We start from the raw sequence: 14,676 nt of genomic DNA on the forward strand, positions 1-14,676 counted from the left end.
CAACATAATAACTATTAAAATCAGATTCAACAGAAATGCTGCTATCCATTATGGATGGCAGCTTTCGTCGTTTTATAGGGGTTTCGATTTTGATTCTTTTTCTCAATAAGAATTTGGAAGGAGCGAGTAGAATGAACTCAGAAGTAAAAACATTACAAGTACAAAAGTCTATTTCTCATCCCTCTTTATGGGATACATTAAAGAAACATCATGAACTTATATTTGCAATCGCATCTGGTATTTTCATTTTAGCTGGTTGGTTATTCACAAAGAACGATGCAATGAATGTAGGCATTACTTGCTATATCCTTGCTTATATAGTTGGTGGATATGCAAAAGCGAAAGAAGGTATTGAAGATACCATTGAAGAGAAAGAGCTAAATGTCGAAATGCTCATGCTCTTCGCTGCTATCGGTGCTGCAATCATTGGCTACTGGGCAGAAGGCGCGATTTTAATCTTTATCTTTGCACTGAGCGGTGCGATGGAGTCTTATACATTAAGTAAAAGTCAAAAAGAAATTTCAGCGCTTCTTGATTTACAACCTGAAGAAGCATTACGTATTTCAAATGGAACCGAAGAACGTGTTCCTGTTGGACGATTACAAATTAACGACATTATTTTAATTAAGCCAGGTGAGCGCGTTCCTGCTGACGGTACGATTCATAACGGTGAAACAAATATCGATGAAGCAGCAATTACTGGGGAACCTATTCCAAATGAAAAAAAATATGGCGATGAAGTATTTGCCGGTACTGTAAATTTACGCGGTGCTATCGAAGTTAAAATTACGAAGCCGAGCGATCAAACATTATTCCAAAAGATTATCCGTCTCGTCCAAAGTGCACAAAGTGAAAAATCACCATCACAACTATTCATCGAAAAGTTTGAAGGAACATACGTAAAAGGTGTACTACTCGTTGTTGCGCTTATGATGTTCGTCCCTCATTTCTTACTTGACTGGAGCTGGAATGAAACGTTTTATCGCGCTATGATCTTACTTGTAGTCGCATCTCCTTGTGCACTCGTTGCTGCCATTACACCAGCAACGTTATCTGCAATTTCTAACGGAGCAAGAAATGGAATTCTCTTTAAAGGTGGCATACATTTAGAACGCCTCGCTTCAGTAAAAGCAATCGCTTTTGATAAAACAGGTACATTAACACAAGGAAAACCTACCGTAACAGATGTATATGTTCGAGAAAATATGACCGAAAAAGAAGTACTTTCTATTACAGCAGCAATTGAAAGTCACTCAACACATCCTTTAGCTGAATCTATTGTTAAATATGCACAACATGCGCATGACATTACATTAAAAAAACCAGAAAATGTTGAAGATGTAACTGGTTTTGGGCTAAAAGGAATACTCGAAAACAAAGCTTATAAAATAGGTAAAGCTGATTTTATCGGTGAAGAAACAAAGACATTTCATAATGGTATTTCTGCCTCACTTGAAAAAGAAGGTAAAACTGTCGTTTATATTAGTGATGAAGAAGGCATTCTTGGACTTATCGCTTTAAAAGATACACTTCGCCAAGAAACAATAGCTGCTATTCGCGAATTACAAAGCATCGGTGTCGAGGCAATTATGATTACTGGAGATAATGAAGAAACGGCAAAAGCTATTGCCTCTGAAAGTAATATAAAAGAATATTACGCATCATGCTTACCAGAAACAAAAGTTGAAACGATTAAAAAGCTAAAGGAAAAATACGGGACAGTAGCAATGGTCGGAGATGGTATAAATGATGCCCCTGCACTCGCTACTGCTAGCATTGGTGTAGCAATGGGAGAAGGAACAGACGTAGCTTTAGAAACTGCAGACGTTGTACTTATGAAAAACGAATTATCTCGACTTTCTCAAGCGATCCGCTTATCAAAACGAATGAATCGTATTGTAAAGCAAAACGTAATCTTTTCACTAGCTGTAATTGCAATGCTGATTTGTTCAAACTTCTTGCAATTTTTAGCTCTTCCATTCGGTGTTATTGGGCATGAAGGAAGTACAATTCTTGTCATTTTGAATGGCTTACGATTATTAAAAGGAAACAAATAAGAAACGGGTCCCTCATAGAGGACCCGTTTTTTTTAATGGTAGCTATTATGCCCGTTCGCACTCCCACTCGTTTTATGCTTTGGATGCGAACTACTCTTTTGTTTATTGTTATTTTTATTGTTGTGATTCTTTTTATTATTACTCATGAAATATCCCCCCTGTTCCCTATTATTATGGAACAAGAGCTCACTTTTCATTACGGGAATTATTGTCACCCGTCCTATAATGATGGAGTAAACCATTAATTTCACCGCCAAGTAAAATGACCCATCCAGTCAAATAAAACCATAACATTAAAATAATAATACCACCGAGACCACCATATGTATTGGCGTAATTCGCAAACTTATCTACATAATAAGCAAATGAGTACGATACCACAATCCATCCTACAGTAGCAAATGTTGCTCCTGAAATGACTTCTCTTCTTTTTAACTTTCGATCTGGTGCAAATGTATATAAAAAACTAAACAATGCAAATAGCACGAAAAAACTCGCTACTAATCGCGTAATACTCCACACGTAAGAAAAACTATCCGATAACCCAATTGCTTTAAATACCGCTGCTCCAATGACTTGTCCAAACACTGGAACAATTAGCGCAAACACAATCATAAAAATAATCGCTAATGTAAACACAATGGATAAAGCTCTCGTTTTAATAAAGGAACGTGTTTCTGTTACATCATACGCACGATTAAAAGCATTCATAACCGCATTTACCCCGTTTGAAGCAAACCATAGCATTGATAATAAACCAAATGATAATAAACCACCATTTTGCTCATTTACAACTTTATCAACGTTTACTTCAATTAAAGACATTGCATCTTCGGGTACGTACGGTTCTAATAAGTTGAGCACACTTTCTGTTTGAAGGTCAATGAATCCAAGAAGCGTAATTAAGAAAACAAGCCCAGGAAAAATCGCAAGCAAGAAGAAATAAGCGAGCTGTGCTGCCAAGCCCGCTACATCATCGCGCATCGTCCGGTCATACAAATCTTTACCAAACGAATAAGTACGATTTCTTCTCACCTTTTCTAAAATTTTTCTCATATATATTTAAACGCTTTTCTTCTCTTCTTTATCTTGCTTCAACTCAATGTACGCTTCAGTTTTTTTTTCCTCTACATTTGAGTCTTTCATAAATAGTTCACGCGCTTCTTTCATACCGCCCTCTTCAGCAACTATTGGCTCTTCTTCTGCTTTCAGCTCATCTACCTTTGAAGATACAGCTTGAATTTCAATCGTTTCTGGCTTCTCTGCTGGCTCAACCTTTTTCTTACTAAAAATTTCTTTCGTTTCTTTTAACGTCTCTACAACAGACGGCGTCAATTTTTTAATTTCTGCTACTTTCGCTTTTACTACATTGAAGTCAGCGAGTTCGCGTCCTTTATCTGTAACAGTTTGCACTTTTTCTTTTATCTTCGCATTTTCACCGATTTCAATCATCTTTGTTTTTGCTTTTTCCGCAGTATTTTTTACTTTTTCACGGTTTTCCTTCTTCAACATAGATACAGCCACACCTGCAGCTACACCAATCGCAATGTTTCGAGCAATATTATTTTTCTTTGCCATATTCCTTCACCCTTTCATTTCTTATGTTAGAAAGTATTTCTTTCTAAGCTTCCTCATATTCCTTGTTCATTTCGAATGAAAGCTAATAGCTTTGCACACCCTTCTGTTACAAGGTCATATACTTCTTGGAAATTCCCTGTATAGTAAGGGTCGGGAACGTCTGTCCAGCCACCGTCTGGAACAAAATCGGACAGTCTACCAATATAGCCTCCAGTTTTACCTAAACTTTTTAAATCTGCTATATTCTTGTTGTCCATGGCAATAATATAATCAAACTTTGTTAAGTCTTCTTTTTCTACTTGCCTTGCTTTAATTCCTTCAAAAGTGACTGCATTTTCTTTTAAAATTTTTTGTGTTCCTTTATGTGGCGGATGGCCAACATGCCAATCTCCAGTTCCTGCAGAATCAATGACAATTTTCTCCTCGAGTCCCTCTTTTACGACAAGATCTCGAAAAATTGCTTCTGCCATCGGTGAACGGCAAATGTTCCCAAGACAAACAAACAATACTTGAACCATATTTTTGTTCTTCCCTTCTTGGTGCATTTCTTTATATATACTTATAGTATAAACAACCAATTATTAATTATAAAGGAAATCCCTACTAATTTAATAGGATTGAAAAGATTCATTAACGAAAATGATAAAAAATGTTAAGATATCCTTATGTTATTTTAAAGGGGGACACTTCGGTGGATTTATCCGTAAAGTCAGAAGAAAACGTTGAATATATGGTCGAAGCTATTAAAGAAAAATTACGTATGGTTAATGCTGGAGCGATGAGAGCTGCTAGCTTTAATGAAGAAATGTACGAAGACTTACGTGACATTTATGAGCATGTTATGAAACGTGAAACATTCAGCATCAGTGAAATGCAAGCTATTACAGAAGAATTAGGTACATTAATTAAAAAGTAAAAAAAGCCTCGTTTATATGAGGCTTTTTTTTATTTCCAACAAATTCATGACAACTCTTCTCTTTCCCTCAACCAACTGTAAAATACTGTACAATGGAAGTAGAACCTCACCTTAGATTTTTTCTCCATACATACTACTCACAAATAATAGCAACACTACCATTGCTAACTGTTTTTACTGGAGGTGCTTACTTATGAGCAATTGGTACAGTAAGACGAAAGATCAAACATTAATCGACTTAGAAACAAACGAACAACACGGTTTAACAGATGAAATCGTAAATGAACGTTTAAAGCAATACGGTTCTAATGAATTAGCTACAAAACAAAAACGCACGTTATGGCAGCGTATTTTCGCCCAAATTAATGACGTCCTCGTATATGTCCTTATTATTGCTGCCCTTATTTCTGCCTTTGTAGGTGAATGGGCTGATGCAAGTATTATCGCGCTCGTTGTAGTTTTAAACGCTGTTATCGGTGTCATCCAAGAATCGAAAGCAGAACAAGCTTTAGAGGCATTGAAAAAGATGGCGACACCTAAAGCTATCGTCAAGCGAGATGGTGAACTAAAAGAAATTCCATCTGAACAAGTCGTTCCAGGTGATATTGTCATGCTGGATGCAGGACGTTATATCCCATGTGATTTACGGCTTATCGAAACCGCAAATTTGAAAGTTGAAGAATCTGCTCTAACTGGTGAATCCGTTCCTGTTGATAAAGATGCAATTTACCACCCTTCTATGCAAAGCGATGAGCAAGTACCACTGGGCGATCAAAAAAATATGGCCTTTATGTCGACACTAGTAACATATGGGCGCGGAGTCGGTGTCGCTGTTGAAACGGGAATGAACTCACAAATTGGTAAGATTGCTACCCTTTTACATGAAGCCGACGATGATATGACACCACTTCAAAAGAGCTTAGCACAAGTCGGAAAGTATTTAGGCTTTGTCGCTGTATCTATTTGCGTCATTATGTTTATCATCGGTTTTTTACAAGGACGAGATACTTTAGAAATGTTTATGACTGCTATTAGTTTAGCCGTTGCAGCTATTCCAGAAGGCTTGCCGGCTATCGTTTCCATCGTTCTTGCAATTGGTGTGCAGCGAATGATTAAACAAAATGTTATCATTCGTAAACTACCAGCTGTCGAAGCTCTCGGTTCTGTCACAATTATTTGTTCAGATAAAACAGGTACGTTAACGCAAAATAAAATGACCGTTACTCACTTTTATAGTGATAACACATACGACCACTTAGAAAATTTAAATGCAAATAATGATGCGCAACGTCTATTGTTAGAAAATATGGTGCTATGCAACGATGCGTCTTACGGTTCCGATTCACAAACAGGGGACCCTACAGAAATCGCCCTTCTTGTTGCCGGAAACACTTTTAACATGCAAAAAGATCATTTAGAAAAGATACATGAACGCGTTAACGAGCTGCCTTTCGATTCAGATCGTAAAATGATGTCAACCGTTCATACATACGATGAAAGCTACTATAGCATGACAAAAGGTGCTATTGATAAACTCTTACCTCGATGTACCCACATATTTAAAAACGGTAAAATCGAGGTTCTAACAGATGCTGATAAAAATCAAATATTAGAAGCTGCCGGGGCAATGTCTCAAGAGGCTTTAAGAGTACTTTCATTTGCATTTAAACAATACAATTCAAACGATGTGGTTATAAATTATCTTGAAGAAAATCTCATCTTTATTGGTCTTGTCGGTATGATTGATCCACCGCGAACTGAAGTAAAAGATTCAATTACAGAATGTAAAAAAGCCGGTATTCGCACAGTTATGATTACTGGTGACCATAAAGATACCGCCTTTGCAATTGCCAAAGAACTTGGCATTGCTGAAGACATATCTGAAATTATGATTGGAACTGAATTAGATAACATTTCAGATACAGAGCTAGCAAGCAAAATTGATCACTTAAATGTATTCGCTAGGGTCTCTCCAGAGCATAAAGTAAAGATTGTAAAAGCATTACGTGCAAAAGGAAATATCGTTTCTATGACTGGTGATGGTGTCAATGATGCTCCATCTTTAAAGCAGGCTGATGTTGGCGTAGCGATGGGCATTACAGGAACAGACGTTGCAAAAGGGGCAGCGGATGTAGTATTAACAGATGATAATTTCTCATCTATAGTGAAAGCTGTTGAGGAAGGTAGAAATATTTATCGTAACATAAAAAAATCAATTCTCTTTCTACTCTCTTGTAACTTTGGAGAAATTATCGCTTTATTTTTAGCTATTTTACTCGGTTGGGCAACACCACTACGACCTATTCACATTTTGTGGGTCAATTTGATTACAGATACACTGCCTGCATTATCACTTGGGGTTGACCCTGAAGATCCAGATGTGATGAAGGAAAAACCACGACATGCGAAAGAAAGCTTATTTAGTGGTAGCGTTCCTTTTCTTATTTTCAATGGAGTTGTCATTGGACTTTTAACGCTAACAGCCTTTATCATCGGGGCAAAATTCTATACCGGAGATACAAATTTATTTCCTCTTTTCCCAGAGAAAATTGATGAAGATGCTCTATTACACGCTCAAACAATGGCATTTGTCGTTCTTAGTTTTTCTCAGCTCGTTCATTCATTTAACTTGCGTTCAAGAACGAAATCCATTTTTTCAATTGGGATCTTTACAAATAAATATTTAGTCTTCTCCCTTCTTATCGGTGTTCTTATGCAAGTGTGTATTATCTCCATCCCACCTCTTGCAAATATATTCGGTGTACATGCATTAACGATGCGAGATTGGGGATTTGTTCTCTTCTTAAGTATCATTCCACTTGTTTTGAATGAGATCATTAAATTAGTAAAGAGAAACTAAAAGGCAATGAGGATTATTCCTCATTGCCTTTTCATTTATTTCACTATTTGTGGGAGATGTCCCCGCTGATTAAAGTTTCACTTTACCCTTGTAATTCTTTTTTTATGTTCTCAGTTAATGTAGCCATACGTTTGCGGCTTTCTTCACGCTCACGTTTATTTTGTTCTTCAATTTGTTGCGTTTCTTGCATACCTCTTGAAATAATGTTCCAAGTTTCCTCAAGTGTTTCCATCTTAATACTAGAAGAACCTGATAATCTCGCTACTTCCACACTTTGCGTTGCGATATTTTGTGCATTTTTCTTAAGTAATTCATTTGTGCGGCGATCAAGTTCAGCCATAGAATCTGCAACAAGCTTTTGACGTTTCGCATTTACCGCTTGAATAATACCATTTTTAAAGATAGGAATCGTTGTAATAAATGCTGTATTGATTTTACCAATTAATTTATTATTACCACGTTGAACCATACGAATTTGTGGTGCTGTAAGTAGCGCAACCATACGTGCTTTTTCTAAATCATCAATACGCTGCTCTAAAATTTCAACAGAGTTTTTCAGTGATTCTAATTCAATACCTGCTAATTGGTCATTGTTACGCACACGCTCTTCGTACATTGGAACCAACTCTGTATTTAAACGCTCTAATAACATTTCCCCTGCTACTACATACTTTTCTAAGTCTAAATAATATTTCAAATTTTGCTCATATAAACCATCTAACGTACCGATTGATTTTTTCATTTCATCTTGATACTTTGTAATTTCTACGTATACTTTATCCATTTCGCGACCCATTGTTTGGTACTTACTAAAGATCTGTTCAATCATTTTATCAGCTTTTTTGAACATACGTGAGAAGAAACCGCTTTTCTCTTCCGCAAAGTCTTTGCTATCGAATCTGTCCATAATTTTACCAAGCTGTTTTAATAATTCTCCAGAGTCTTCTATTTTTGATAAAGACATTGTATGTAAAATTTGATCAGCGAAACGTGAAATTTCCATAGATGGTTCTTTTCCAAGCTCGATTAATTCTAACTGATCTTTAATATCTACTGCATTATAAATACGTTGTACTTCTGCATCTTGTCTAAGTTGTAAACGAACATCTTGTGCCGTTTGCTCATTTAATTCTGTTTTCGAATCTAGTATGACTGGGTTATTCATATGGTATTCTCCCTTTCCTTATAAAAATGGACGAAATAGTCCTTTTATTGTTTGTGATAAATTTTTATAGGCTGATGAACCATGAAACTCAAGATCGAAATTAACTTCTTCAAGCCAATGGGAATCAAATGCTCCTGCTTCAATATACGGTTCGATATCGTTTCTTCCCGTTGGATTGAAATGGAATACATCTACTCCAATTTGATTTAAAAATAGTAATAAAACAGCATCTGAACGGCTTAATTCTCCGCTCTTCTCATTATTAAATATAACAATTTTCGGTACTTCTTGCGAGTAATCAAATTTCTCAAGTTGCTCTAAAATGTTCGGCGGTATTTGAGAAAGCTGTGCGAAAACATACAGTGCTACATCTTGTTTCGTCTCTTTCGCAATGGGTTTACACATTTCACTTTCGCACGTATGGATGATCGCCTCTGCAATACCATGTTGCAATCCTTCTGGCAAACGTTTATGTGGCCACCAATGACTGTTCATAATTAAATCAGGGTGTAATTTCCCCCCGCGGTCTAACGCATCTCGGTAATGATATTGGAAATTCGCTTTTTGTTCTTTCGTAAACGGAAATGTATTAATTAATAAACTGTTATCAAATGATGTAATAGCCTTTAATCGCTGAAAATATTCTTTATCATTTTTTGAGACACCTGATATTTTCGCAAATAAAGAAGGGATATAAATGTGTTTATTTTCAACAAAGAATGTTGGACGCACAAATGCCTTTTCTTTCGTAATTAAAAAGAGTTCATCATACGTTGTTTTGAGCGTACGAGCTACAGGCGTATAGGAACGAAATTGCCATGGCTTGTACAGCAGTGAGTTATCGTGGTGAAGTACTTGTTCAATTTCTTTTGAAGCCTGATACGCTACTGTCGCAACTCGCTCACGGCGGCGATCTGGAAATGGCTCAAGAGAAATGCGACCTGGATGAGACACAACAAAACTTCTTCCTTCCTCATCAACATTCTCAAATCCATCTTTTCCTTCTGGGTGATAATAAAGTACATCGCAACCGAGCATAATAAGAAAGTATAAGAAATATATACGGCTTTCCTGTGCATCACCGTACCAAATAATGCGCGGCATTTGTTTCTTATAATTAATCGTAGAGAACCACTTCGCTACGTAATTGTCACTTAACTTAATCATATCGATTAAGAAACGACGGAACCCTTCTGTTTTTAATGATTGGTTATGTTGTTTTTCATACAATTTCAATACAGAAATAAACGTCGTATGTATATAATGCTGTAAGTCAGGATTGTCTACTTGTGGTAATAGTTGTTTTCCAGACAGATGGGCGACAAGCCTATTTACTGTAAGGCCATTCGGTGCTTCTTGATGTAATGTAAAAACCTCTTGAATATGGCGCAGTTTTTCGGGATCAATCACCTTATTTAAATTTTGTTCATGCAAAACCACGATCCCTTTCACTTCGCTATAATCAAATAGCTCATTGAAATATTCATCTACATCATTAGGAACACCAAGAATACGAGTTGCTATATAACTAAACTTCATCTCATTCTCTGTCAGTTCATATTGTGGGCGTTTTTCTAAAAGCGCTTCAAATTGCTTTAAATCTGATTCGTCTTTTAATGCACATGGTTGAAGTGTAAAACGTGAAAACACAACAGTTCACCTCCAAAAACATTTACTTTTTTTATAAAGTCTCTCTTCTATTATAAACTATTTTTAGTTATAAAAAATGGGCGCTCGCATAACGAGCAAACCCATTTCAATTATTTATGATTATTTTTAGTAGCTGCAACTTCTTCTTTAGCTTGTCCAGAATTCTTCATGTAGTGAAGTATAAACGTTGCTCCAAATGCTACAACTAAAATGATAAAGAATAGCATATGACTTATTTCAATATGAATAACAGACAGTAACATTTTTGCTGCAATAATTAAGATTAAAATATATGCTGTCGTTTCAAGTTCTGGAATACGCTCTAACAATTTTAAGAATACACCAGCGATACCACGCATCATTAAAATACCGAGCATTCCACCTAATAATAGAATCCAAACTTCATTTGATACACCAAATGCAGCAAGTACACTATCTACAGAGAACGCGATATCCATTAATTCAACCATCGCAACTGTTCCCCAGAAGACGCCAAACATTCTGAAGAGAATACTGTTTTGGTTCATACCATGAGCTTCCTCTTCTTCTGCATTACCTTTTCTTTTATCAATGAAGTATTTAATTGAAAGCCAAGCTAAGTAAAGTGCACCTAACACTTTTACCCAAGCTAATTTAATTAAGAACATTCCAATTCCAATCGCAATAAATCGGAATACATAAGCTCCAATAAGTCCATAGAATAATGCCTTTTTACGTTTTTCTTCCGGAAGGTGTTTTACCATTACTGCTAATACAAGTGCATTATCAGCAGATAACAAACCTTCAAGTACAACAAGTGTACCTATTAATCCCCAAGATACTGGATCTTGCAACACTTTAATCCACATGTCCAAGTCGAAAAACTGAGCATACGTATCAAGGATCCCTTGCAAAATACTCATCTTACCTTTATCCCCTATTCTTTGCTAGATTTATAGAAAGGTCAAAAAAAGGAAACGAATATCGTTTCCCTTCTTATGCATCCAAGCCATACGCTCTTACAAGCGCACCTAAGCCACCTTGGAAACCGCTTCCTACTGCATTAAACTTCCACTGTCCATTATGACGGTATAATTCACAAAAGACAACTGCTGTTTCAATGGAGAAATCTTCCCCTAAATCAAAACGAAGAACTTCTTCACTAGTTTCTTCATTCGCTAAACGAACGAATGCGTTTCCAACTTGTCCAAAGTTTTGATTACGGCCTTCTCCATCATAAATTGTAACTGTAATAGCAATTTTGTGCACATCTGCCGGAACTTTCTTTAAGTCCACAACAAGTTGTTCATCATCGCCTTCACCTTCACCTGTCCGGTTATCCCCTGTATGCAGAACAGATCCACAAGGAGACTGTAAATTATTATAGAAAATAAAATCGGTTTCCTTCGTACATTTTCCGTTCGCATCTAATAGGAATGCTGATGCATCTAAATCGAAATCTGATCCACCGTCATAAGATTTAATATCCCATCCAAGACCAATTACTGCTTTTGTTAAGCCAGGGCTTGTCTTACCTAAATCAATCTTCTGTCCTTTTTGCAATTGAATAACCATTTATATTCACCTCTATATTTTATATCTTTAAAAATATATCCATCAGTAAACACCTGTTTCACCGATGGATATATAAAATCTATTACTCTACATCTAAACCGAAATTATTACATAGAGATGCTAATCCGCCCTGGAACCCACTTCCGATTGCATTGAACTTCCAGTCACCTGCATGACGGTATAATTCCCCTACTACAACAGCTGTTTCAATAGAGAAATCTTCTCCTAAATCGTAACGAATTAACTCTGCATTCTTTTCTTCATCTAAAATACGTACGAAAGAGTTAGAAACTTGTCCGAAGTTTTGGCTACGACCTTCTCCATCGTAAATTGTGATTGAGAAACAAATACGTTCGATATGTGCAGGTACATTTTTTAAATCTACTTTAATCGATTCGTCATCGCCTTCACCTTCACCAGTTCGGTTATCTCCTAAATGCTCGACAGCACCATTCGCACCTTTTGGATTATTATAGAAGACGAAATCCTCTGCACCTGAAACTTTACCGTTAGCACCTACTAAGAAAATACTAACATCTAAATCGAAATCGTTTTGTCCGTCATAACGATTCGTATCCCAACCAAGTCCTACAAGAACTTTTGAAAGACCTGGATTTGTTTTTGTTAAGTCTACCTTTTGTCCTTTTTTCAATGAAATTGATGCCATATTCAATTCCTCCTCGGTTTATTTTATTAATAACGTGATACAATCTCACTTAAGTTTTTATCTTGTGTGCCTTCTCCAACAGCTGAAAACTTCCATTCACTTCCGTGGCGATACATTTCACCTGCAATTAGAGTCGTTTTGCCAGCATAATTATCCGATAAATTATAGCGTGCTAATTCTTCACCAGTTTGCGGGTTTTGAATACGAATATATGCATTACGAATCATCCCGAAATCTTGACGACGATTTACACAGTCATAAATATTTACAACGAATACTAAACGATTAATACGGCTTGGAACTTTATGTAATTCTACGAAAATTGTTTCGTCGTCACCAGCGCCTTCACCTGTTAAATTATCTCCTGAATGAATAATACTACCACAAGTAGAAAGTTTGTTTCCGAAGTAAACTAAATCGTTTTTGTTTAAAAAGCGATCCCCTTCTAACATAACAACAGATGCATCACAATCTACATTTGGTTTACTTCCAAATAATGAAGACAGAAACCCACCTGATTGTCCAATTGGATCCCAGCCTAAGCCAACCTGTAGTTTTGCTACTTTTGGTTGTCCTTTCGTTAAATCGATCTTTTGACCTTTTTCTAAAATAATAGGCATGAAGTTTCTTCCTTTCTACAAAGCATTTTCCAAATCGGAAAATATTGTATTCTCCCCTTATATTGTAGCATTATTTACCTAGTGATAAAAAGGATAAATTCTCAGTTATATGAAAACATTCATATAACTTATTTATGCTAATGTAAGAAGTGGTAAATAGCACCAACCATTCCTGCGCAATTTCCGTTTTGTGCAAGTTCAATCTCACAATTATTATAAATCTCTTTATTTAAATATTTTTCTACCTCTCCTTTTACTTCTTTTAAGAACTGCTTTCCCCTATCAGTAATTCCTCCACCTATAACAATCATTTCTGGATTAAAAATATAAGCAAGGTTACTAATTCCAATCGCTAAATGTTTAAAGAAAACCTCAACTGCTTGCGTAACTTCTCTATCTCCTTTATCATACAGTTCGAAAATCGTTTTTCCATTCCAATCACTTTCACCTTTATATTTTCGCACAAGACAAATTAACCCTGAAATGGAAGCGACCTCTTCAAACGGCCTTCCTTCTATCAACATATTTCCCCATTCGCCAGCACTAAACGAATGCCCTCTATATAAATCTCCATCTATAAAAATTGCTCCTCCAATACCAGTTCCAAGAGTAAGCATAATAAAATTTCTTTTTCGGTTTCCAATACCTTTCCATTTCTCTCCCAAAGCTGCACAATTCACATCATTTTCAATGGACACAGGAACTTGTAATACCCTTTGCAATCTATCAATAATAGGAATAGTCGCGTAGTTCGGAATATGCTCCACCCCTCCCGTTACAACCCCTTTATGAATATTAACAATTCCCGCAGTACTAATACCAATTCCCGAAATCGTATGCTCATTCATTAATTTTTTGGATAGAAGAATAAGTTTTTGAATGATTTGTTCCCCGCCCAAATGAATTTCTGTTGAAACTGTTTTATGCTTTAATACCGTCCCTGTTTCTGAAACAATCCCATATTTAATTTGCGTACCACCAATATCAAATGCAATATATTCTTTCATCTGCTGTCACTTCCTCTACTGTAATGAGTGTAAAATTCCCACCACTCTACTATTATAAAGAATTTACACTAACTCTTTTCTCTCTTCAGAAATACACCACCTTTTTCTATATATAGTTTTTTTTGCATAAAACTCTTTTTCCTATGAAATATTACAAAGGGATGTATTTTAGATGGAATATTAATTTTCAGGAGGAAATCAATGACAAAAATCTTCATTTTAGCATCAACTCTTTCTTTATCTTTTTTTAGTGGTTTAAATATCGGTAATTCAGCAACAGACAACTTCTCTCCAGTAACAAATGCGATTGTACAAAATAACGATCATTTAGCAGAAGGCAACTCAAAAGATAATAATAAACCACCAGGAAACAATGGTTCTCAGGACGATAGTGGTTCTGGCGGCAATGACTCGGGTGGCAACGGCTCGGGTGGCAATGACTCTGGCGGCAGCGGTTCTGGCGGCAATGGCTCGGGTGGCAATGGTTCTGGCGACAACGGTTCCGGTGGTAACGGTTCTGGTGGCAATGGTTCTGGCGGCAGCGGTTCTGGTGGTAGCGGTTCTGGTGGTAACGGTTCTGGTGGTAACGGTTCTGGTGGTAA

13 protein-coding genes and 1 pseudogene are annotated in these 14,676 nt (G+C 36.5%); 4 read left to right on the forward strand and 10 right to left on the reverse strand.

Annotated features, from left to right (window positions below):
* The first annotated feature begins 131 nt into the window (after nt 1-131).
* The gene (locus tag RBB48_RS23635; RefSeq protein WP_306008166.1) at nt 132-2,057 is read left to right on the forward strand and encodes a heavy metal translocating P-type ATPase; all 1,926 of its coding nucleotides are present in this window, start codon (nt 132-134) and stop codon (nt 2,055-2,057) included.
* A gap of 186 nt (nt 2,058-2,243) precedes the next feature.
* On the opposite strand, the gene RBB48_RS23640 is transcribed toward RBB48_RS23635, so the two are convergent.
* Genes RBB48_RS23640 through RBB48_RS23650 form a run of 3 tightly spaced genes read right to left on the reverse strand, consistent with a single transcriptional unit; the run spans nt 2,244 to nt 4,153 of the window.
* Complete coding sequence (locus RBB48_RS23640; protein WP_001226530.1) at nt 2,244-3,113, reverse strand: YihY/virulence factor BrkB family protein; 870 nt, start codon at nt 3,111-3,113, stop codon at nt 2,244-2,246.
* A 6-nt stretch (nt 3,114-3,119) separates the two neighbouring features.
* Complete coding sequence (locus RBB48_RS23645) at nt 3,120-3,635, reverse strand: DUF4075 domain-containing protein (protein WP_001085384.1); 516 nt, start codon at nt 3,633-3,635, stop codon at nt 3,120-3,122.
* A 53-nt stretch (nt 3,636-3,688) separates the two neighbouring features.
* On the reverse strand, nt 3,689-4,153 hold the full coding sequence (locus tag RBB48_RS23650; RefSeq protein WP_000250910.1) for a low molecular weight protein-tyrosine-phosphatase: 465 nt from the start codon (nt 4,151-4,153) through the stop codon (nt 3,689-3,691).
* Nucleotides 4,154-4,326: 173 nt separating this feature from the next.
* On the opposite strand from RBB48_RS23650, the gene RBB48_RS23655 reads away from it, so the two are divergent.
* Nucleotides 4,327-4,551 carry a DUF1128 domain-containing protein gene (locus RBB48_RS23655; RefSeq protein WP_000366197.1) on the forward strand — a complete coding sequence of 75 codons (225 nt, stop codon included), beginning with the start codon at nt 4,327-4,329 and terminating at the stop codon, nt 4,549-4,551.
* A 193-nt stretch (nt 4,552-4,744) separates the two neighbouring features.
* Entirely contained in the window at nt 4,745-7,411 is a 2,667-nt protein-coding gene (locus RBB48_RS23660; protein WP_306008167.1) for a cation-translocating P-type ATPase, read from the forward strand.
* Nucleotides 7,412-7,493: 82 nt separating this feature from the next.
* Here the strand turns inward: RBB48_RS23660 and RBB48_RS23665 are convergent, their stop codons facing one another.
* The 7 genes from RBB48_RS23665 to RBB48_RS23695 all read right to left on the reverse strand — a co-directional run bounded on the left by RBB48_RS23665 (nt 7,494) and on the right by RBB48_RS23695 (nt 14,074).
* The gene (locus tag RBB48_RS23665) at nt 7,494-8,576 is read right to left on the reverse strand and encodes a toxic anion resistance protein (RefSeq protein ID WP_001064402.1); all 1,083 of its coding nucleotides are present in this window, start codon (nt 8,574-8,576) and stop codon (nt 7,494-7,496) included.
* An 18-nt stretch (nt 8,577-8,594) separates the two neighbouring features.
* Entirely contained in the window at nt 8,595-10,226 is a 1,632-nt protein-coding gene (locus tag RBB48_RS23670) for a YceG family protein (RefSeq protein WP_000492830.1), read from the reverse strand.
* Nucleotides 10,227-10,336: 110 nt separating this feature from the next.
* Nucleotides 10,337-11,128, reverse strand: coding sequence for a TerC family protein (locus RBB48_RS23675; RefSeq protein ID WP_000025692.1), 792 nt, complete (start codon nt 11,126-11,128; stop codon nt 10,337-10,339).
* Between the two features lie 73 nt (nt 11,129-11,201).
* A complete protein-coding gene (locus RBB48_RS23680) occupies nt 11,202-11,780 on the reverse strand; it encodes a TerD family protein (protein WP_000236650.1) in 579 nt (192 codons plus the stop codon).
* An 82-nt stretch (nt 11,781-11,862) separates the two neighbouring features.
* Nucleotides 11,863-12,447: a TerD family protein gene (locus RBB48_RS23685; protein ID WP_000146727.1), complete on the reverse strand. Its 585-nt coding sequence runs from the start codon at nt 12,445-12,447 to the stop codon at nt 11,863-11,865.
* A gap of 26 nt (nt 12,448-12,473) precedes the next feature.
* Nucleotides 12,474-13,067: a TerD family protein gene (locus RBB48_RS23690; RefSeq protein WP_001121585.1), complete on the reverse strand. Its 594-nt coding sequence runs from the start codon at nt 13,065-13,067 to the stop codon at nt 12,474-12,476.
* Between the two features lie 137 nt (nt 13,068-13,204).
* Entirely contained in the window at nt 13,205-14,074 is an 870-nt protein-coding gene (locus tag RBB48_RS23695; protein ID WP_088609560.1) for an ROK family protein, read from the reverse strand.
* A 201-nt stretch (nt 14,075-14,275) separates the two neighbouring features.
* Between RBB48_RS23695 and RBB48_RS23700 the strand changes: the two are divergent.
* Nucleotides 14,276-14,676, forward strand: a pseudogene (locus tag RBB48_RS23700) (cell wall anchor protein); the annotation flags it as partial.

It is taken from the genome of Bacillus sp. MMSF_3353 (assembly GCF_030733445.1).
GTDB lineage: Bacteria > Bacillota > Bacilli > Bacillales > Bacillaceae_G > Bacillus_A > Bacillus_A wiedmannii.

Excerpts from the sequence above, each read along its gene's own strand:
- RBB48_RS23660 (WP_306008167.1), top strand. The coding sequence starts at position 4,745 with ATGAGCAATTGGTACAGTAAGACGAAAGATCAAACATTAATCGACTTA.
- RBB48_RS23645 (WP_001085384.1), bottom strand. The coding sequence starts at position 3,635 with ATGGCAAAGAAAAATAATATTGCTCGAAACATTGCGATTGGTGTAGCT.
- RBB48_RS23685 (WP_000146727.1), bottom strand. The coding sequence starts at position 12,447 with ATGGCATCAATTTCATTGAAAAAAGGACAAAAGGTAGACTTAACAAAA.
- RBB48_RS23675 (WP_000025692.1), bottom strand. The coding sequence starts at position 11,128 with ATGAGTATTTTGCAAGGGATCCTTGATACGTATGCTCAGTTTTTCGAC.
- RBB48_RS23640 (WP_001226530.1), bottom strand. The coding sequence starts at position 3,113 with ATGAGAAAAATTTTAGAAAAGGTGAGAAGAAATCGTACTTATTCGTTT.
- RBB48_RS23650 (WP_000250910.1), bottom strand. The coding sequence starts at position 4,153 with ATGGTTCAAGTATTGTTTGTTTGTCTTGGGAACATTTGCCGTTCACCG.
- RBB48_RS23635 (WP_306008166.1), top strand. The coding sequence starts at position 132 with ATGAACTCAGAAGTAAAAACATTACAAGTACAAAAGTCTATTTCTCAT.
- RBB48_RS23680 (WP_000236650.1), bottom strand. The coding sequence starts at position 11,780 with ATGGTTATTCAATTGCAAAAAGGACAGAAGATTGATTTAGGTAAGACA.
- RBB48_RS23690 (WP_001121585.1), bottom strand. The coding sequence starts at position 13,067 with ATGCCTATTATTTTAGAAAAAGGTCAAAAGATCGATTTAACGAAAGGA.
- RBB48_RS23695 (WP_088609560.1), bottom strand. The coding sequence starts at position 14,074 with ATGAAAGAATATATTGCATTTGATATTGGTGGTACGCAAATTAAATAT.
- RBB48_RS23665 (WP_001064402.1), bottom strand. The coding sequence starts at position 8,576 with ATGAATAACCCAGTCATACTAGATTCGAAAACAGAATTAAATGAGCAA.